At 72.3% G+C, this 19,644-nt stretch carries 13 protein-coding genes and 1 pseudogene; 10 read left to right on the top strand and 4 right to left on the bottom strand.

The genetic code is table 11. From position 1 onward, the window contains the following. Positions 1–15: 15 nt before the first annotated feature. From ABZ128_RS11970 to gabT, 3 genes are all read right to left on the bottom strand, one after another. Positions 16–486, bottom strand: coding sequence for a hypothetical protein (locus tag ABZ128_RS11970; protein WP_356847784.1), 471 nt, complete (start codon positions 484–486; stop codon positions 16–18). Between the two features lie 48 nt (positions 487–534). Continuing rightward, positions 535–1,074: a phosphatase PAP2 family protein gene (locus ABZ128_RS11975; protein ID WP_356847786.1), complete on the bottom strand. Its 540-nt coding sequence runs from the start codon at positions 1,072–1,074 to the stop codon at positions 535–537. Positions 1,075–1,435: 361 nt separating this feature from the next. After that, a complete protein-coding gene (gene gabT, locus ABZ128_RS11980) occupies positions 1,436–2,770 on the bottom strand; it encodes a 4-aminobutyrate--2-oxoglutarate transaminase (RefSeq protein ID WP_356847787.1) in 1,335 nt (444 codons plus the stop codon). A 246-nt stretch (positions 2,771–3,016) separates the two neighbouring features. Between gabT and ABZ128_RS11985 the strand changes: the two genes are divergently transcribed. From ABZ128_RS11985 to ABZ128_RS11995, 3 genes are all read left to right on the top strand, one after another. Continuing rightward, a complete protein-coding gene (locus tag ABZ128_RS11985; protein ID WP_356847788.1) occupies positions 3,017–5,383 on the top strand; it encodes an ATP/GTP-binding protein in 2,367 nt (788 codons plus the stop codon). Positions 5,384–5,470: 87 nt separating this feature from the next. Continuing rightward, positions 5,471–7,051, top strand: coding sequence for a PucR family transcriptional regulator (locus tag ABZ128_RS11990; RefSeq protein WP_356847789.1), 1,581 nt, complete (start codon positions 5,471–5,473; stop codon positions 7,049–7,051). Positions 7,052–7,218: 167 nt separating this feature from the next. Then, positions 7,219–8,664 carry an aldehyde dehydrogenase family protein gene (locus ABZ128_RS11995; RefSeq protein WP_356847790.1) on the top strand — a complete coding sequence of 482 codons (1,446 nt, stop codon included), beginning with the start codon at positions 7,219–7,221 and terminating at the stop codon, positions 8,662–8,664. 164 nt (positions 8,665–8,828) lie between these two features. On the opposite strand, the gene ABZ128_RS12000 is transcribed toward ABZ128_RS11995, so the two are convergent. Further along, on the bottom strand, positions 8,829–9,311 hold the full coding sequence (locus ABZ128_RS12000; RefSeq protein WP_356847791.1) for a hypothetical protein: 483 nt from the start codon (positions 9,309–9,311) through the stop codon (positions 8,829–8,831). A gap of 342 nt (positions 9,312–9,653) precedes the next feature. On the opposite strand from ABZ128_RS12000, the pseudogene ABZ128_RS12005 reads away from it, so the two are divergent. From ABZ128_RS12005 to ABZ128_RS12035, 7 genes and pseudogenes are all read left to right on the top strand, one after another. Beyond that, positions 9,654–10,526 (top strand): annotated as a pseudogene (locus ABZ128_RS12005) (DNRLRE domain-containing protein); the annotation flags it as partial. 306 nt (positions 10,527–10,832) lie between these two features. Next, positions 10,833–12,683 (top strand): amidase domain-containing protein, encoded by a 1,851-nt coding sequence (locus ABZ128_RS12010; protein WP_356847855.1) that lies wholly within the window; start codon positions 10,833–10,835, stop codon positions 12,681–12,683. Continuing rightward, positions 12,680–13,246 carry a hypothetical protein gene (locus ABZ128_RS12015; protein ID WP_356847792.1) on the top strand — a complete coding sequence of 189 codons (567 nt, stop codon included), beginning with the start codon at positions 12,680–12,682 and terminating at the stop codon, positions 13,244–13,246. The genes ABZ128_RS12010 and ABZ128_RS12015 overlap by 4 nt, the downstream gene beginning before the upstream one ends. Positions 13,247–13,722: 476 nt before the next feature. After that, positions 13,723–15,666 (top strand): acyl-CoA dehydrogenase family protein, encoded by a 1,944-nt coding sequence (locus tag ABZ128_RS12020; protein WP_356847793.1) that lies wholly within the window; start codon positions 13,723–13,725, stop codon positions 15,664–15,666. A 68-nt stretch (positions 15,667–15,734) separates the two neighbouring features. Next, positions 15,735–17,051: a hypothetical protein gene (locus tag ABZ128_RS12025; protein WP_356847795.1), complete on the top strand. Its 1,317-nt coding sequence runs from the start codon at positions 15,735–15,737 to the stop codon at positions 17,049–17,051. Between the two features lie 20 nt (positions 17,052–17,071). Continuing rightward, positions 17,072–18,325 carry a 1-deoxy-D-xylulose-5-phosphate reductoisomerase gene (gene dxr, locus ABZ128_RS12030; protein ID WP_356847796.1) on the top strand — a complete coding sequence of 418 codons (1,254 nt, stop codon included), beginning with the start codon at positions 17,072–17,074 and terminating at the stop codon, positions 18,323–18,325. Further along, the gene (locus ABZ128_RS12035; RefSeq protein ID WP_356847798.1) at positions 18,322–19,623 is read left to right on the top strand and encodes a site-2 protease family protein; all 1,302 of its coding nucleotides are present in this window, start codon (positions 18,322–18,324) and stop codon (positions 19,621–19,623) included. The genes dxr and ABZ128_RS12035 overlap by 4 nt, the downstream gene beginning before the upstream one ends. Positions 19,624–19,644: the final 21 nt, after the last annotated feature.

The raw sequence follows: 19,644 nt of genomic DNA on the forward strand, positions 1-19,644 counted from the left end.
CGGCACGGCCGGACGTCAGTCCCCCGAGCAGCCGAATATCCCCACGTGGGTGGGCTCGTCCCCCGCGTACAGGAGGACGTACCGCCCGGTCCACCGCATGCGGCACTCGCCGATCAGGCTCCGCTGGTACTCCTCGTGGGTCGTCGACGCGTTCGCCGCCGCCAACACCTCCCGGTACCGCCCCACCGTCGGCCGGTCCGTGCCGAAGTGGTGGACGGCGCGGTCGGTGGCGAGGGGGCGCAGGGTGGCGAAGTCCCCGTTCTCGTGGCGCGGGGCGTCGGGGCTGGGGACGACCCGCTCGATGTCGAGGATCGAGTGGGTGCCCTCCTCGCCCATGAACTCCTCGTCGGCGCGGAGTTCCGCGAGGCTCGCGTACGTCCGGCCGTCGCCGTACTTCTCGTCGAAGACCCGTGCCTGCAGGGCGGCGAACGACGCCTCGACGCTGCCTTCGTACTCCGTCACGTAGTCCCACCCGCTGGCACCCATCGCGCGCCGCCGCCTTCCGTAGAGGAGGAGTCCAAGATCGGCGCAAGGCTAGGCGGAGGGTCTGACACTGCGGTGCACGGCCCGGCGGACGGCCAGCAGCAGGGGCGTGCACAGCAGCAGGCTGGCCAGGACGTCCAGGGGCCAGTGCCAGCCGCGCAGCACCAGACCGGTGGCCGTCGCACCCGTCAGGGCGAGGGCGAGGGGCAGCGGCCAGCCGCGGCGGGCGTACGGGCGCACCAGCAGGGCCGCGCCGAGGTAGGCGACCGCCGCGGTGGCGGTGTGGCCCGAGGGGTAGTAGCCGGCCGCCCAGGGCTCCAGCGGCCCCGGCCGGGCGGTCCACTCCTTCAGCGGCACGATCACCGCCGGCACCAGCGCCATGGCCGCACCGGCCGTCAGGGCGCCGGCGCGGTGGCCGTGCCAGGCGGCGTACGCCATCGCCAGGGCCAGGACGGGTACGGCGACCGGGACGTTGCCGAGGTCGCTGAGGCGCTCGGTGACCGCGTCGGGAACCGTGCGCACCACCGCGCGGCTGAGGCTCTCGTCCGGCGCGAGCAGTGGACCCGCCGCCAGGACCTGCCAGGTCGTCACGACCAGGCCGAGCAGGGAGAGAAGGAGGAGAGTGGCCGGCCACCCCGGAACAGGGGGGATGGTTCCGGGGCGGCCGCCCTGACCGGGTTGCCGTGCGCCCCGGGGGGTTTGGGGCGGACGGCCGTCCGATCGGAGGTGAGTGTGCGCGAACGCATGCCCAGTGCGGCGCTGGGGAAGCCCGGTACTGGAGTCGCCCCCGGTTTCCCGGGAACGGGGTGTCTCACTCATCTGCAGAAACCGTACGGCAGCAGAAGGGGGACCGACAGCAGGATCGCGGTCCTGCCATCGGCCCCCCACATCTTCTTCACAGTGCCCGACCGTTACCGGCGGTACCGGTGGGTCCCTGTGTTCGGACGTTCGCTCAGATGCCCGCGAACGCGGCCTCGATGATGTCCAGGCCCTCGTTCAGCAGGTCCTCGCCGATGACGATCGGCGGCAGGAAGCGGAGCACGTTGCCGTAGGTGCCGCAGGTGAGGACGAGCAGGCCCTCGGCGTGGCAGGCCTTCGCGAGCGCGCCGGCCGCCTCCGGGAACGGGGTCTTGGAGACCGGGTCCTTGACGAGCTCGATCGCGATCATGGCGCCGCGGCCGCGGATGTCGCCGATGATCTCGTACTTCTCCTGCATGGCCGTCAGGCGGGCCTTCATGACGGACTCGATCTTCTTCGCCGCGGCGTTGAGGTCGAGATCCTTCATGGTCTCGATGGAGCCGAGCGCACCGGCGCAGGCCACCGGGTTGCCGCCGTAGGTGCCGCCCAGGCCGCCCGCGTGCGCGGCGTCCATGATCTCGGCGCGGCCGGTCACGGCGGCGAGCGGCAGACCGCCCGCGATGCCCTTGGCGGTGGTGATCAGGTCGGGGACGATGCCCTCGTCCTCGCACGCGAACCACTGGCCGGTGCGGCAGAAGCCGGACTGGATCTCGTCCGCGACGAAGACGATGCCGTTGTCGTTGGCGAACTTCACGATGGCCGGCAGGAAGCCCTTGGCCGGCTCGATGAAGCCGCCCTCGCCGAGGACCGGCTCGATGATGATCGCGGCGACGTTGTCGGCGCCGATCTGCTTGGTGATCTGGTCGATCGCCTGGGCGGCGGCCTCGGGGCCGCAGTTCTCCGCACCGGTGGGCCAGCGGTAGCCGTAGGCGACCGGGACGCGGTAGACCTCGGGGGCGAACGGGCCGAAGCCGTTCTTGTACGGCATGTTCTTCGAGGTCAGCGCCATCGTCAGGTTCGTACGGCCGTGGTAGCCGTGGTCGAAGACGACGACGGCCTGGCGCTTGGTGTACGAACGGGCGATCTTGACGGCGTTCTCGACGGCCTCGGCGCCCGAGTTGAACAGCGCGGACTTCTTCGCGTGGTCACCGGGGGTCAGCTCGGCGAGGGCCTCGCAGACCTCCACGTAGCCCTCGTACGGGGTCACCATGAAACAGGTGTGGGTGAAGTCGGCGAGCTGCGCGGACGCGCGGCGCACGACGGCCTCGGCGGAGGCGCCGACGGAGGTCACGGCGATGCCGGAACCGAAGTCGATCAGACGGTTGCCGTCGACGTCCTCGATGATGCCGCCACCCGCGCGGGCCGTGAAGACGGGCAGCACGGAGCCCACGCCGCCGGCCACCGTCTCCAGACGGCGGGCCTGCAGCTCCTGCGACTTGGGGCCGGGGATCGCGGTGACGAGCTTGCGCTCCTGCGGGACAGCGGTCATGGAGGGCTCCTGGGGGGTGGTTTCGGACGCACTTGTGTCTTTGTCCGCAGGCTAGGCCCGCCGGAGGGGGTCCTGCATGCTCCGTTCGGGAGTGGTGCCCGCGTGTCCTTGTCCGCGGCGGCCATAGGAAGGGCCTCGCGGCTGTCTTGTGGACGCTGCCGCGGTACGGGCCCCTCCCCGCCCGCCCGGCCACTACATTGATCTCGGCGCGAAGCAGCGCAGGCACGGGCAGGGGGCAGGGGTTTCATGGACACCGACGGCACGCACGGCACCGACGAGAAGCGGCCGCCGCGCACCGGGCACGTCCCCCGGCCGGCGGCGCCGCCGGGACTTCCGCCCAGGCCCGCCCACGCCCCGGCCGCCGGCCCCGGCCTGGCCGAGTGGCTGCGCACGGCCCGGCCTGCCGCCGAGCCCGGCATCTGGCGCTACGGCCACACGCCCCGCGCCGCCCAGGAGTCCCCGGAGGTGCCCGACCGGGCCCTGCTGAGCGGCGCCGTCATCTCCTTCCTCGCCTGCGTCCTGGTCTGGTCGCTGATGCGCAACGGCTACCTGCCCTACTGGGACGCGCCGGTGAAACTGTTCACCCCCAACGCCTGGTGGCAGGGGAACGGGGAACCCGTCCCCGGGTCGGGGGGCCAGCGCGCCAAACCCCTCTACGAAGGCCTCTTCGACGCCGCCCTGCTCTACGGCTTCGGCAGGCTCGGCAGCTGGCGGCCCGCCTGGAACCGCCTGATCGCAGCCCGCGGCCCCTGGTGGCAGGCCGCCGCCGCGGTCCCCCCGGCCTACCTGGCGGTCCTGCTCGTCCACCACTACCAGCTGCCGCTGCGCGACCTCGTCTACTCCTTCCTGCCCTTCGGCACCGACCAGGTCGCCAACCAGGAGCTCGTCACCGCCGCGGACACCGCCGTCGACGTGGCCGTCGTCCTGGCCTTCGCCTGGATCGGCGGGGTGCTCGGGACGCTCCGCCGACTGCGCACCCGCCCCGCCGGGACGGCCGCCCCGGGCGGCGCCGCCGCCGTCCCGGCCCCCTCCCGCCCGGCCGAGGACCCGGCCGGCTGGCCCGAGGTGCGGGCCGCCGGGCTCACCGAGGCCGCCGACCGGCTCGGCGCCGAAGCCGGGGCCGGGCGGATGAACGACGTCGACTACACGCGGATCCGGCGCGCCTGGGACTCCGTACGGGCCGACCCCTCGCGGACGGCGGCCTTCGCCGACGCGGTGCGGGCCCACGGCGCCGCCGCGTGCCTGCACCCCTCCAAGGCCCGCGACCTGCCCGTGCGGGCAGCCCGTCACGACCTGCTGACCCGGCAGGTCCTGCTCGGCGCGGTCGACGACAGCGAGCGCACCCCGTACGCCAGGCGCGGGACCCGGCTCGCCCTCGACCCCGGCGTGCTCGGCACCTCGCTGCTCGCCGTCGGCCCCTCCGGCGCGGGCAAGACCCGCCACCTCGTCCGGCCCGTCGTCGAATCGCTCGCCCTCCAGGCACTGGCCGGGCAGGCCGCCGTCGTCGCGGTCGCCTCGGCTGGCACGCAGCTCGGGCCGGACACCGCCTACGACGTGGTGGTCCGCGTCGGCGACCCCGACTCCGTCTACGACCTGGACCTCTACGGGGGTGCCACCGACCCGGACGAGGCCGCCGGCCTGCTCGCCGAGGCCTTCGTCGGCGACGTGCCCGGCCTCGACGTACGCCGGGCCGCGACGGCCCTCGCCCAGCTGCTCGGCCCGTTCCGGACGGCGTACGGCCGGTTCCCCGCCGTACCGGAGCTGCGCGAACTCCTCGACCAGGTGCCCGCCGCCCTCGACGCCCTGCGCGCCGCCCTGGAGGCCGCCGGGCAGCAGCCGATGCTGCGCGAGCTCGACGCCCGCGCCCGGCAGTACGGGGCCCAGGGGGATCCCGGTCCGGTGCTCGCCGACCGGGTGGCCCTCCTCGACCGGCCCGCGTTCACCGGGTTCTTCGACACCACCGGCGAGGGCCGGCCCTTCTCCCTGCGCACCCTGGAACACCCGCTGCGGGTCCGCGTCGACCTCCCCGAGCGCGCCCACGCCGACGCCTCCCGGATGCTGGCCCGCCTCCTGCTCGCCCAGTTCAACGCCGCCGCGGCGGCCCGCTCCGACCGCTCCCTCTTCGCCTTCCTGGCCCTCGACGACGCCTCGCACACCCTGACCGCCGAGACCGTGCGCGGCGTCCAGCGGCTGCGCTCGGCGAACGCGGGCGTCCTGCTGACCCTGCGGACCCTGGACGACGTACCCGAGGCGCTGCGCACCCCGCTGCTCGGGGCGGTCGGCTGCCGGATGGCCTTCTCCGGGGTCACCACCTGGGACGGCAAGCGCTTCGCCGAGGCCTGGGGCACCGAGTGGGTGGAGACCCGGGACGTCACCCACCGCACCGTCTTCGCCGACCAGTCGCTCACCCGGGCCATCCACGCCTTCCGCAAACTCGTCACCGGCAAGGCCGTCACCACCGACGCAGTGACCGTGCGCCAGGTGGAACGGGAGCGGTGGTCGGCCTCCGAGCTGGCCCACGCCGTGCCCCCGGGACACGCGGTGCTCTCCCTGACCTCGGTCCGGGGCGAACGGGCCGCTCCGCTGCTGGTCCGGCTGGCGGACACCGGCTGAGCCGACCCGTACGGGGTGGCAGAATCGAGGAAGGCCGTTCATACGACACGGCGAAATCCCTCCTCCCCGCTAAGGCAACCGTCACCGATGCCGCTCACGCTCGCCTCACTCGTCCAGCACTCGGCGCTCAAGCTCAGCGTCCGGGCGGGGGAGGGCCGCCTCGACACCCCCGTGCGCTGGGCCCACGTCAGCGAGCTCGCGGACCCCGTCCCCTACATGGAGGGCGGCGAACTGCTCCTGACCACCGCGATGAAGCTGGACGCGGAGGATCCGGACGAGATGCGCCGCTACGTACGCCGACTCGCCGCGGCCGGCGTCGTCGGCATCGGCTTCGCCGTCGGGGTCAACTACGAGTCCATCCCCCAGGCGCTGCTCGACGCCGCCCGCGACGAGGACCTGCCGCTGCTGGAAGTACCCCGCCGCACCCCCTTCCTCGCCATCAGCAAAGCCGTCTCCGCGGCGCTCGCCGCCGACCAGTACCGCGCGGTGACCGCCGGCTTCGAAGCGCAGCGGGAACTGACCCGGGCCGCCCTGTCCGCCGACGGACCGGCCGAACTGCTGGCGAAGCTGGCCGCGCACGTCCACGGCTGGGCCGCGCTCTACGACACCTCGGGCGCCGTCGTCGCCGCCGCCCCCGAATGGGCGGCGCGCCGCGCCGCCCGGCTGACTCCCGACGTGGAACGGCTGCGCGAACGCCCCGCCCCGGCGAGCGCCGTGGTCGGCGGCTCCGAGGACCGGGTCGAGCTCCAGTCGCTCGGCACCGGGCGGCGGGCCCGCGGGGCCCTGGCCGTCGGAACCGGCGCCCCCCTGGGCACCGCCGAGCGGTACGCCGTGCACTCCGCGGTGGCGCTGCTGACCCTCACCACCGAACGCTCCCGGTCCCTGCACGACGCGGAGTCCCGGCTCGGCGCGGCGGTACTGCGGATGCTGCTCGCCGGGGAGGCCGAGCACGCGCAGGAGGTGGCCGGCGACCTGTACGGGGCCCTGCTGGAGGCGCCGTTCCGGCTGATCGTCGCCGAGCCGGCGCTGCCCGGAACGGCCCAGCCCGAAGGGCTGGCCCTGCTCGCCGACACGGTCGAGTCCGCGGCCGCCCGGGCCGGTGAAACCCTGCTCGTGGTGCCCGAGCCGGGGCGGCTGGTGGTCCTCGCGGCCGACGGCGGCTCCGCGGTACAAGCCTGCGCGGACCACGCCGAGGCGCTGGAATCGCGGCGCGGCCGCGACGCGGTCGGTCCGGAACCGGACGAACTGGTGGTCGGCCTGTCCGCCCCCGCCGGGCCCGCCGGGGTCGCGGCCGCGTACAAGCAGGCCGACCAGGCCCTCGCCGTGGCCCGGCGCCGGGGCCGCCCCCTCGTGGAACACGAGGACCTCGCGGCGGGCTCCGTCCTGCCGCTGCTCGCCGACGAGGCGGTACGGGCCTTCGCCGACGGCACGCTCCGGGCCCTGCGCGAACACGACGAGAAGGGCCGCGGGGACCTCGTGGCCTCCCTGCACGCCTGGCTCTCGCGGCACGGCCAGTGGGACGCCGCCGCGGCCGACCTCGGCGTCCACCGGCACACCCTGCGCTACCGGATGCGGCGGGTCGAGGAGATCCTGGGCCGCTCCCTGGACGACCCGGACGTCCGCATGGAGCTCTGGCTCGCCCTCAAGGCCACCGGAACTCCCGCCTGACCGGAGCACGCACGCCCTGACGCCGCAACGGGTGCACGCCCACGACAGTGACAAAGCGGCGCGGCGGCGCCTTCGGGTACTCCACGCCGGACAAACCACGAAACCGGGCCGGAGTCCTACGGTGGAGGAGACAAGGACCCGCACACATCCGAAGGGCCGGGATTCGCATGACTTCCACCCACGCCTTCTGGCTCGCCGGCCGCCAGGCCACCGGCGACGCCGCCTTCGACGTCCACTCCCCGTGGGACAACCGGCTCGTCGGCACCGTCAGCGTGCCCACCGACGCCCAGGTCGAAGAGGCCGTGGCCGCGGCGCACGCCGTGACGGCGGAATTCTCCGCGACCCCCGCCCACGTGCGCGCCGCCGCCCTGGACCACGTGTCCAAGCGGCTCGCCGAGCGCACCGAGGAGATCGCCCAGCTGATCTCCGCCGAGAACGGCAAGCCCATCAAGTGGGCCCGCGGCGAGGTCGGCCGTGCGGTGTCCGTGTTCCGCTTCGCCGCGGAGGAGGCCCGCCGCTTCAACGGCGGAGAGGCCCAGCGCCTCGACACCGACGCCGGCGGTGTCGGCCGCCTGGCCCTGACCCGCCGCTTCGTCAAGGGTCCGGTCCTCGGCATCGCGCCGTTCAACTTCCCGCTCAACCTGTGCGCCCACAAGGTGGCCCCCGCCATCGCCGTCGGCGCGCCGATCATCCTCAAGCCGGCCCCGGCCACCCCGCTGTCCGGCCTGATCCTCGGCGAGCTGCTCGCCGAGACCGACCTCCCGGCCGGCTCCTGGTCCGTCCTGACCGTCGCCAACGACAAGATGCCGGCCCTGGTCCAGGACGAGCGCCTGCCCGTCATCTCCTTCACCGGCTCCGACAAGGTCGGCTACGCGATCCAGCAGTCGGTGCCCCACAAGCACTGCACCCTGGAGCTCGGCGGCAACGCCGCCGCCGTCGTCCTCGACGACTGGTCCTCCGAGGCCGACCTCGACTGGGCCGCGACCCGCATCGCGACCTTCTCGAACTACCAGGCCGGCCAGTCCTGCATCTCCGTGCAGCGCGTGATCGCCGACGCCTCGGTCTACGACCGCCTCGTCGAGAAGGTCGTCGCGAAGGTCCAGGCCCAGGTCACCGGCGACCCGAACGACGACGCCACCGACGTCGGCCCGCTCGTCTCCGAGGACGCCGCCAAGCGCGTCGAGTCCTGGGTCGAGGAGGCCGTCTCCGCCGGCGCCAAGCTCCTCACCGGCGGCAAGCGCGAGGGCGCCTCCTACGAGCCGACCGTCATCGCCGAGCTGCCCGCCGACACCACCCTCGCCCGCGAGGAGGTCTTCGGGCCGGTGCTGACGCTGCAGAAGGTCGAGAACACCGACGAGGCCTTCGCCGCCGTCAACGACTCGAAGTTCGGCCTGCAGACGGGCGTCTTCACCCGCAACATCCAGACCGCGTTCCGCGCCCACCGCGAGCTTGAGGTCGGCGGCGTCATCGTCGGCGACGCGCCGTCCTACCGCGCCGACCAGATGCCGTACGGCGGCGTGAAGCAGTCCGGTGTCGGCCGCGAAGGCGTCCGCTACGCGATGGACGACTACACGTACGAGCGAGTCCTGGTCCTGACCGGCCTCGACATCTGATTCGTACGGCCCACAAGCCGACGGCCGGAGCCTACTGTGCGGGGGCTCCGGCCGTCTTTCTTTTCACCCCATTCTGACCTGGGGGAATGGCCGGATCTTGGCTGGCTCCTATGGAGTAACGGAACACAAGGGCCACTCTCCCGGCCATGGCGGACGCCGATGCGTTAGACATCGGCCTGCGCTCGGGTCGCCCCCACGGTGAAGAGGCCCTGGACCTCCGGCAGGCGCTCGGTGTCTTCCTCCGCTTCGTCGAGCAGCCCAAGCGCCGTCGACCGGTCGCCGCCGGAAGCCGCCGAGTACGCGGCGGTCAACAGCAACGTGGTCCGTATTTCAACGACTGCGTCGTGCTGATCGAGGCGGGCACCGCGCTCCACATCGACCGACGTCGCGTGTAACTGACTGGTCAGCCGGACGCCGCGGGCCGGCGGCAGCGCTGCCGCGCGCTGCCACAAGTCCTCGACGTTGACCGACCCGCACTGGTGAATCACGTTCGCCCCCTCTCCAGCCCGCGGCAGCGTGTACCGGATGGCGGTGGTGCCGTGTCGGCGGTACCCAAGCTCCTTCCGCACCGGCACTCCAGGCGGCCGGCCGGGATGGCGACGGGAACGGGCCGCGATCGCCGTCTTCTCGTCGTTGGGCAGCAGCACCGCGCCATCGGGCGGGGCGAGGCAGAGGCCGCACATGTCGGCGACTCGGTCCCAGAAGCCCGGGGTGTCCCGCGGGTGAGCCGGCCCCCGGAGACACCGGCCCGCACCCGAGCCCCTCACTCCCGCGCAGGCTGCGGAGGCCGCCCGGCGGATCCGCACAGCCCACCCGCAACTGGCCGCAGCCTGGCTTCCATCCTGTTCACCGGCGCCTCGTTCCAGCAGGTCAAGCAACGCGCTGACCTGTCAACCCTCGCCACTCTCGGCAGCCTTGAACGCGCGTGTGAGGTGAAGTGCGTCACCGCGGCGCGAGTTGTGTCCCCCTTGTCCGATTGAGAGTTTGAACTGCCTAAAGGTGAGACGGTCGACTGGTCGAACGACACCGAGCTGGACCTCGGCAACCCGGGTACGAAGAACGCGGACGGCACCTTCCGCACCGCGCGTTCGTTCATCACCTGGAACACCGCGCCCATCGCGGACTCTCTGGTCTCCAGCGCGAGCCTGAGCCTGTGGAACTTCCACTCGGGCAACACCGACTGCGTCGCGCAGCCGTGGGAGGTCTGGGACGCCGGTACCCCGACCACCGCGTCGCGCTGGACGAACCAGCCGGTCATGAACACCAAGTACGCCACCTCCACCGAGACCCGTGGCAATCCCGGCTGCGCCTCGGCACCAGACGGCTGGATCAATGCCGACGTGACCACTCTCGTGCAGACCTGGGCGTCCGCGAAGGCTGCCCTGTCCAGCATGGGTCTGCGCGCCTCGTCGGAGTCGGTGATCGGGCAGTGGAAGCGAGTCAACTCGGCGAACGCCACGGCCAATCCGCCCAAGCTGACCGTGAACTACAACTACCGGCCGCAGACCGGTACGAAGCAGGAGGCCGGTCCTCCTTTCGTTCAGGACAAGACGCCGGCCTGGCGTGTCGACACGACGACGCCGACCCTGCGCGACACGTTCGCGGACAAGGACGGTGACCAGGTCAACGGCACCTTCCAGATCTTCGACGCGGCCACAAACACCCAGGTCGGCAATACCATGGTGTCGCCGTTCGTGCCCGCAGGCACCCCTGCCTCGGTCGTCGTACCCGCGGGCGTGCTCCAGCACGGGCACATGTACCGGTTCCGTACCTCGCCCTACGATGGAACGCACTACAGCGCCAGCTGGTCCCCGTGGTCCAACTGGTCCACCTTCACCGTCAGCCCGCTGCCCGACGCCCCGCAGGACCTCCAGGCCGGTGCACAGCAGACTTTGACACCCATCCTGTCCGCGATCGTCACGACCCCGGCACAGACCCGCGTGAGCGCCGAGTTCTCGTTCAAGGACTCGGCCGGCAACCCGGTACCCGGTCTGCCCCTGCCGCCCGTCTGGGTGGAGAGCGGCAGCCGAGCGGCCCTGGAGATTCCGGAGGGCAAGCTGACGGACGGCGCGAGCTACCGCTGGTCCGTCCGGACCTGCGACGGCGTCGGCTGCTCGCCGTGGTCGGCCGAGCAGAACCTGACGGTCCGCCTCCAGCCGCTGCCCACCATGCCGGCGACGCAGTCCCTGGTCGTCACCGGCTCGGCGCTGGCGGGAGTATCGGCCGCCACCGACTGCGACGCGGCCGGCTGCGCCACCGTACCGGGCGGCCGGCTCCGGGTCGGTCCGGCCGACGGGCACGTGTGGGCCACCCACCTGAAGGCGGACCTCGGCGCCCTGCCGAAGGGAGCCCGGCTCACCTCCGCCAAGCTGGCCCTGACCAGGGCCGACTGCACCACGCAGTGCGAGGTGCAGAAGCCGGGCGTGTACGAGCTGTCCGCCCCCTGGTCCCCCGCCCAAAGCGGCAAGGACCTGCTCACGGCCGCCGGCAGCGAGAGTTACGCCTCCGGCACCCCGCTGGCCGAGGTCGACTTCGGCATGCTGGTGCAGTCGTGGACCGACCGCGCGAACGAGGGCATGGCCCTGACCGTTCCCGCCGGTGCGGCCGGGGCGGCCTACTACTCGGATGCGGCGGCGGACCCCGCCCTGCGCCCGCGGCTGACGATTGAGTACCTGCCGCCGACCGCCCCGGGAGCCCTCACCGACGTGGTGCCCACGGCCGGTGACACGGGACTCCTCGCCACCTGGAACGCTCCCCTCGACGGGGGTGCGACCGGTGACATCAGCTACGTGGCGAAGGCCGAGAAGAGCGACGGCACCGTGGTCGGAACCTGGGAGGGAGCGGAGCGTCGTGCCGTCTTCTCCGGGCTGGACAACTCGCTCTCCTACCGGGTCGCGGTGACGGCGAAGAACGGTGTCGGCAGCGGCCCCGTGTCGCGGTCCGCACTGGTCCGGGGCACCGCGGTGTCCGGGGGAAGCGCCTCCTACAAGGACTACGTCCAGGCATACCTGAGCGCCCGAAACAAGGTCACCACGGGGGTGAGCCTCACCACCGCGGATGCCGCCGCCGAATCCCCCTACGGCGGGATCTTCCGCGAGGTCCTCGGTGTGCAGGAAGCCGCCATCGTGGGAGGCCGGGAAGCCCTGGCGACGCAGGGGCATTCCTACGTCGGCATTTCCTCGGCCCTGACGGACACCGTGATCGTCAACAGTGCGGCCGACCAGGTAGTGGTGCGGACTTCGGTCATCCAGACGGCGACCCTGCGGGTCGACGGCGTCGACCAGGTTTCCGAGGATCGCGGTTTCAAGCGCTTCGTGTTCAGCCTGGCCGGCGGCTCGGTGAAGCTGACGAGCGAGGCCGACGACAGCGAGGCCGGGCAGACCCTCTCCTCCACCGCCGCGGCGGGATCCCAGGTGGTGGCCACGCCTGCCGATTCCGCCGGCGTGCCCACCGGGTTCACGGACTCCATTGAGCTCGGCGCCGACGGCTTCCCCACGAGGCAGACCTCCGCGGCCGGTGCCGTCACCGCCTCTTACGTCAACGGCTCGGGCACTGGCAACTGGGCCTTCAACAACACCGGGGTACCGCGGGAGTACGGCAGCAACGACTGCACGAACTTCGTGTCCAAGGCCCTCTACTACGGTGGCGGCATGAAGATGCGCTCCGGATTCTGGTGGAGCAACAGCGCCTGGTGGAAGAATCCCCCCACCTCCTGGAAGAAGAACAGCAACACCTGGTCCGGCGCCCAGAACCTGTTCACGCATCTGTTCGATTACCGTCAGCCGGGCTACGTCAACCGGAGCTACAACCTCCAGCCGGGTGACATCCTGTTCTTCCGATGGAAGAAGGACAATGCGTACAACCATGCGGCAGTCGTGACGGGCATCAGTCGAGGGGTCGTCCTGATCGCCCAGCACGGGTACGAAGCTCACAGCACGCTGCCGGCGATCATGGCGAGGAACAACTCGGGCAACAACCCGATCGTGGAGATCGGCGCCCTGCGGCCGAGGTCCCGATGAAGTCCCGCCCGGCCCGACGCGTGGCCGTCCTTCCCGCTCTTGCCGTCGCCGCCGCAGTCGCCCTCAGCACGCTGAGCGCCTGCTCGGCCGGGGGCGCCCATGACGCCGGGGACGCGCGCTACGCCACTGACTACGCCAACCACCAGCCGTTGGCGGTGGTCGGCTACCCGTCCACGGGATCGCTGGGGATCACCCAACAGGTGGTGTGGCGGATCGCGGACGGGAAGGCCGACGCCCTGGCGGGCCTGGCGGACAGGAAGGGGGACGCCGCCGGCAAGGGCGTGCCCGAGAAGACCGCCGAGAACTGGATCAAGGCGTTCGGCAAGGGCGCCGCGGGGAAGGTCACCGCGGAGTTCTACGACGAGGGCTCCGTCCGACAGGAGGTCGTGCTCTACTTCCACGACACCGGCCAGATCAAGCAGATCCAGGTCCTGGCCACGAACGCAAACGGCAAGGACGCCTGGAAGGTGACCATGGCCGAGCCGGATCCCGGGGAAGCCGTCGCCGTGAGCCCGTGGGTGCCGAAGACACCGGGCGAACTCGGCTCGAAGACCGTGCGGTGAGCTGACGCGGTGGCGAGAACACCGAAGGGCGTTGTCCACGTGGGAACCACGTGGACAACGCCCTTCGCGTCGTCCGGACCGCAGCCACGCCAGCCCCGGTTGCACCGGTTGACTGGACAGACCCTCACACGGCTCACGGACGACGCGGAGGGACTGCAGGCGTTCTCCGGCTTGCCCGCGGAGCACTGGATCCGCCTCTTTTGGGGCTCGGTTCGCCTCCGGGGCGCTGATGCCGGCTCCAGGAGGGCTTACGTCCTCGAAATCGCTCCTTCCTCACGATTTCCCCGGGCCTTCGCCCTCCTTCGCCGGCGGGCCCCTTCGGCTCACTCGCCCGGAGGCAGGTGTCCAGCCGGAGCCGTTTTCCCTCACTCGGACCGTCCCGGCTTTTCCCGAGGAGCCGGACAGGGTACGACTCACAGGTAGCACCGGCCGGTAGGGCCGGTCCCACCGACTCCGGCGGCGAGGTGAGTCCCCTCATGTCCGCAACACAGCCCAAGGTGACCGAGCGCGAGGCACGGCAGGTCGCGGAAGCGGCCCGGGAACAGGACTGGCGCAAGCCCAGCTTCGCCAAGGAACTGTTCCTCGGGCACTTCCGGCTCGACCTGATCCACCCGCACCCGATGCCCGCCGACGAGGACGTCCGGCGCGGCGAGGCCTTCCTGGCCCGGCTGCGGGACTTCTGCGAGCGCGAGCTCGCCGCAGGCCTCCCGGCGAGGATCGAACGCGAGGCGAGGATCCCCGACGAGACCGTGCGCGCACTCAAGGAACTCGGCGCCCTCGGCATGAAGATCGACCCCAAGTACGGGGGTCTCGGCCTCACCCAGGTGTACTACAACAAGGCACTGGCCCTCGTCGGCTCCGTCAGCCCGGCCATCGGCGCCCTGCTCTCCGCCCACCAGTCGATCGGGGTCCCCCAGCCGCTGAAGATGTTCGGCACGCAGGAGCAGAAGGACACCTACCTGCCGCGCTGCGCCACCACCGCCATCAGCGCCTTCCTGCTCACCGAGCCCGACGTGGGCTCCGACCCGGCCCGGCTGGCCACCACCGCCGTCCCGGACGGCGAGGACGCGTACGTCCTCGACGGCGTGAAGCTGTGGACCACCAACGGCGTCGTGGCGGACCTGCTGGTGGTCATGGCGCGGGTCCCGAAGTCCGAGAACCACCGCGGCGGGATCACCGCCTTCGTCGTCGAGGCCGACTCGCCCGGGATCACCGTCGAGCACCGCAACGCCTTCATGGGCCTGCGCGGCCTGGAGAACGGCGTTACGCGCTTCCACCGGGTCCGGGTGCCGGCAGCCCAGCGGATCGGCGCCGAGGGCGCCGGGCTCAAGATCGCCCTGACCACCCTCAACACCGGCCGGCTCTCCCTGCCCGCCATGTGCGTCGGCGCGGGCAAATGGTGCCTGCGGATCGCCCGCGAATGGTCCGCCGTACGCGAGCAGTGGGGCCGGCCCGTCGCCCGGCACGAGGCGGTCGGCGCCAAGATCTCCTTCATCGCCGCCACCACCTTCGCCCTAGAAGCGGTCGTGGACCTCGCCTCCCAGATGGCCGACGAGGACCGCAACGACATCCGCATCGAGGCCGCCCTCGCCAAGCTCTACGGCTCCGAGATGGCCTGCCGGATGGCCGACGACCTGGTCCAGATCCGAGGCGGCCGCGGCTTCGAGACCGCCGAGTCCCTCGCCGCCCGCGGCGAGCGCGCCGTCCCCGCCGAGCAGATGCTGCGCGACCTGCGCATCAACCGGATCTTCGAGGGCTCCACCGAGATCATGCACCTGCTGATCGCCCGCGAGGCCGTCGACGCCCACCTGTCGGTCGCCGGCGACCTCATCGACCCCGAAAAGGAACTCGGCGACAAGGCCAGGGCCGGCGCCCGCGCCGCCGGCTTCTACGCCCGCTGGCTGCCCAAGCTGGCCACCGGCCCCGGCCAGCTGCCCGCCAGCTACCGCGCCTTCCACCCCGCCGGGCACACCGACCTCTCCGGCCACCTGCGCTACGTCGAGCGCAGCGCCCGCAAACTCGCCCGCACGATGTTCCTGGCCATGGCCCGCTGGCAGGGCCGCATGGAGACCAAACAGGGCTTCCTCGGCCGGATCGTCGACATCGGCGCCGAACTCTTCGCCATGAGCGCGGCCTGCGTACGCGCCGAGCACCTGCGCGGCGCCGGAGACCACGGCCGCGAGGCCTACCAGCTCGCGGACGCCTTCTGCCGGCAGTCGCGGGTCCGGGTCGAGGAGCTCTTCGGCCGGCTCTGGTCCAACACCGACGACCTCGACCGCAAGGTCGTCGCCGGGGTGCTCTCCGGCACCTACGACTGGCTGGAGGAGGGCGTACTCGACCCCTCCGGCGACGGCCCCTGGATCGCGGACGCCGCCCCCGGCCCCTCCACGCAGAAAAACGTGCACCGCCCCATCCGCTGACCTGCGATCATCGCCGCACGCCGGAGAGGCGTACGCGAGCGGCGACGGGGAATCGGATGCATGTGAACGTGGACAGGGAGAGCCGGCGGCTCGCCTGGTGCGTGGCGCTCCTGCTGCGCCACGCACCGGACGCCGTCACCTGCGACCTCCTCGGGCGGCTCGACGCGCCCACCCGCCGGTTCCTGTGCCGCGACGAGTACCTCCCGGCCCCCGTCGTCACGCTGCTCCTGCGCCACGGCACCGACGAGGACCGCCGCACCATCGCCCGCAACCCGCACGTCCTCGGCCGCCCCCTGCCCGGCCTGCCCGGGCCCGCCCGGTACGCGGCCCGCCCGGCCCCCTCGCCCGGGCTGACCGCCACCCTCCACGCCGAACTGGGCCGCGAGCCCGGCCCCCCGCTGACCTCCGGGGAGCTCGTCGCGCTGCTGCGCCGGCACGGCAGCCGCCGACCGCGGATACCCCTCGACGTCCTGTCCCTCCCGCACGAGCTCGACCCCGCGGTCCTGCTGCGCGAGCACGCCCGCGCCCCGCTGCCGCCCGGCTCGGTGGAGGCCCTGCTGCTGGTCGGCGGGCTGGAGCGGAGCGTCTGTCTCGCCCTGCTCGACACCCGTGGCCAGGAGACGTACGGGCCCGCCTGGATCCGCCCCGCCGTACGGTCCGTCCGCACCGGCACCCTCACCTTCGACGAGCTCGCCGCCGCCGTGGCCCCCGCCCACCGGACCCTGCTGCTGGGGCAGGCGCACGCCATCGGCCGCTTCGCCTGGAACCTGGCCGAATGGGCCGGGATGCGCTCCGCCCTGATGCGGGTGCTGCGCCCGGCCCTCGGCGACGACCCGCGCCTGTGGGCCGAGCTGCGGCGGCACGCCCCCGGCTTCCCCGGCACCCTGCCGCAACTGGCCGCCGCGGTGGCCGACGGATCGGCGGCCTCCCCCGCAGCCGCCGTCCCGGGCCTGGACGAGGCCGTGGACGCGCTGGCGCCCCGCTCCCCGTGGTGGCCGAACGACCCGCTGAACCGTGAACTGGCCCTGGCCAGCCTCGGAGTGCCGAACGCCATGGGAGACCTCCACGAGGACGTCCGGTGGGTCCGCGCCTGCCTCGACCGCGGCGTGCTCACCGGCGAGGACGTGATCCGGCACAAGGCCCCCGCCGCCTGGGCCCTGGACGAGGACCACTGGCTGGGGGACACCGACTACCCCGACCGCCACGACCGGCACCAGGCGGTCCTCGCCGCCCGCGCCGAGGCGGACCGGCTCCTCGACGCGGCCCTGGCCGCGGACACCGACGCCTGGTGGCGGGCCGCCCGCGCGCTGCCCGACTTCGCCGGGACGCTGCCCGAACTGCTCGCCGGTGTCGTTCACGGGGACTCCGTGTCCAACCGGTCCTGAGTTGCCGCAACAATGGGGGCATGAGCGACCGCCCAGCCCCCCTCGCCGATCCGCACGTCCTCTTCGACACCGCGGAAGGCCGCAGGGACATCGTCATCCTCGGGTCCACCGGGTCCATCGGGACCCAGGCCATCGACCTCGCCCTGCGCCACCCGGACCGCTTCCGGGTGACCGCGCTGTCCGCCGCCGGCGGCCGGGTCGGGCTGCTGGCCGAGCAGGCGCGGCTGCTGCGGGTGAACACCGTGGCCGTCGCCCGCGAGGACGTCGTACCGGCCCTGAAAGAGGCGCTGAGCGCCCAGTACGGTGCCTCCGAGCCGCTGCCGCAGATCCTGCCCGGGCCCGATGCCGCGGCCGAGCTCGCCGCCTCCGAGTGCCACACCGTCCTCAACGGGATCACCGGCTCGATCGGCCTCGCACCGACCCTCGCCGCGCTGCGGGCGGGCCGGACGCTGGCCCTGGCCAACAAGGAATCGCTGATCGTGGGCGGGCCGCTGGTCAAGGCCCTCGCCCGGCCCGGCCAGATCATCCCGGTCGACTCCGAGCACGCGGCCCTCTTCCAGGCCTTGGCCGCCGGAACCCGCGCCGACGTGCGCAAGCTCGTGGTCACCGCCTCCGGCGGCCCCTTCCGCGGCCGCACCCGGGCCGAACTGGCCCGTGTGACCGTGCAGGACGCCCTCGCCCACCCCACCTGGGCCATGGGACCGGTGATCACCGTCAACTCCGCGACCCTGGTCAACAAGGGCCTGGAGGTCATCGAGGCGCACCTGCTCTACGACATCCCCTTCGACCGCATCGAGGTCGTGGTCCATCCGCAGTCGTACGTCCACTCGATGGTGGAGTTCTCCGACGGTTCCACGCTCGCCCAGGCCACCCCGCCGGACATGCGCGGGCCGATCGCGATCGGCCTCGGCTGGCCCGAGCGGATCCCGGACGCGGCCCCCGCCTTCGACTGGACCAAGGCCTCCACCTGGGAGTTCTTCCCGCTGGACACCGAAGCCTTCCCCTCGGTCGGCCTCGCCCGGCACGTGGGCGCCCTCGGCTCCACGGCCCCCGCCGTCTTCAATGCGGCGAACGAGGAGTGCGTGGAGGCGTTCCTGGCCGGTCGGCTGCCGTTCACGGCAATCATGGATACGGTCTCTGCCGTGGTCGACGAGCACGGGACGCCGGACGCGGGAACCTCCCTCACCGTCCAGGACGTCCTCGAAGCAGAGGCCTGGGCCCGGGCCCGGGCCCAGGAGATGGCGGCACGGGCCGCCGTGGAGGCGCGCGCATGACAGCACTCATGACGGTGCTCGGGATACTCATCTTCGTATTCGGGCTGCTCGTCTCCATCGCCTGGCACGAGCTCGGCCACCTCTCGACGGCCAAGCTCTTCGGCATCCGCGTGCCCCAGTACATGGTCGGCTTCGGCCCGACCATCTGGTCGCGGCACAAGGGCGAGACCGAGTACGGGATCAAGGCCATCCCGATGGGCGGCTACATCCGGATGATCGGGATGTTCCCGCCCGGCGAGGACGGCAAGGTCACCGCCCGCTCGACCTCCCCGTTCCGCTCCATGATCGAGGACGCGCGGTCGGCGGCGTACGAGGAGCTCAAGCCCGGCGACGAGACGCGTCTCTTCTACACGCGCAAGCCCTGGAAGCGCGTGATCGTGATGTTCGCGGGCCCCTTCATGAACCTGGTGCTGGCGCTGGCGGTCTTCTTCGGCGTCTGGATGACCTTCGGCGTCGACCGGACGACCACCCAGGTCGGCACGGTCTCGCCCTGCGTCATCCAGCAGAGCGAGAAGCGCGAGGTCTGCCGGGACGGCGACCCGGTGGCCCCCGCCAAGGCCGCGGGCCTGCGGGCGGGCGACCGGATCACGGCCTTCGACGGGCACAAGGTGACCGACTGGGCCGCCCTGCAGAAGCGGATCCGCGACACCGTCGGCCCCGCCACCGTCACCGTCGAGCGCGACGGGCAGAGCCTGACCCTGCCGGTCAACCTGATCGAGAACAAGGTGGCCAAGACCGACGGCCACGGCGGATACGTCAAGGGGCAGTACGTGACCGCCGGCTGGCTCGGCTTCAGCCCCAGGAGCGAGATCGCCCAGCTCACCTTCGGCCAGTCCGTGGACCGGATGGGCGACGTCGTCGACAACAGCGTGCAGGGGCTCGTCAAGCTCCCCTCCAAGATCCCGGCCCTGTGGAACGCGGCCTTCGCCGGCGGCGAGCGGGAGCCCGACTCCCCGACCGGCATCGTCGGCGCGGCCCGCATCAGCGGCGAGATCGCCACGCTGGACATCCCGGCCGAACAGCGGCTGGTGTTCTTCCTCCAGCTCGTCGGCTTCTTCAACCTGTCCCTGTTCCTGTTCAACATGCTGCCGCTGCTGCCGCTGGACGGCGGGCACATCGCGGGCGCCCTGTGGGAGTCGGTCCGGCGCATGGTGGCCCGGGTCTTCCGGCGCCCCGACCCCGGCCCGTTCGACGTGGCGAAGCTGATGCCCGCCGCGTACGTGGTGGCCGGCGTCTTCGTCTGCTTCACCCTGCTCGTGCTCGTGGCCGACGTGGTGAATCCGATCAAGATCACCTAGTTCGACCGCATGTGCGGCATG

It is taken from the genome of Streptomyces sp. NPDC006326, assembly GCF_040612915.1.
Lineage (GTDB): Bacteria > Actinomycetota > Actinomycetes > Streptomycetales > Streptomycetaceae > Streptomyces.

Excerpts from the sequence above, each read along its gene's own strand:
- ABZ128_RS11990 (WP_356847789.1), top strand. The coding sequence starts at position 5,471 with ATGCCGCTCACGCTCGCCTCACTCGTCCAGCACTCGGCGCTCAAGCTC.
- ABZ128_RS11970 (WP_356847784.1), bottom strand. The coding sequence starts at position 486 with ATGGGTGCCAGCGGGTGGGACTACGTGACGGAGTACGAAGGCAGCGTC.
- ABZ128_RS12010 (WP_356847855.1), top strand. The coding sequence starts at position 10,833 with ATGCCGGCGACGCAGTCCCTGGTCGTCACCGGCTCGGCGCTGGCGGGA.
- ABZ128_RS11985 (WP_356847788.1), top strand. The coding sequence starts at position 3,017 with ATGGACACCGACGGCACGCACGGCACCGACGAGAAGCGGCCGCCGCGC.
- dxr (WP_356847796.1), top strand. The coding sequence starts at position 17,072 with ATGAGCGACCGCCCAGCCCCCCTCGCCGATCCGCACGTCCTCTTCGAC.
- ABZ128_RS12020 (WP_356847793.1), top strand. The coding sequence starts at position 13,723 with ATGTCCGCAACACAGCCCAAGGTGACCGAGCGCGAGGCACGGCAGGTC.
- gabT (WP_356847787.1), bottom strand. The coding sequence starts at position 2,770 with ATGACCGCTGTCCCGCAGGAGCGCAAGCTCGTCACCGCGATCCCCGGC.
- ABZ128_RS11995 (WP_356847790.1), top strand. The coding sequence starts at position 7,219 with ATGACTTCCACCCACGCCTTCTGGCTCGCCGGCCGCCAGGCCACCGGC.
- ABZ128_RS12035 (WP_356847798.1), top strand. The coding sequence starts at position 18,322 with ATGACAGCACTCATGACGGTGCTCGGGATACTCATCTTCGTATTCGGG.
- ABZ128_RS12015 (WP_356847792.1), top strand. The coding sequence starts at position 12,680 with ATGAAGTCCCGCCCGGCCCGACGCGTGGCCGTCCTTCCCGCTCTTGCC.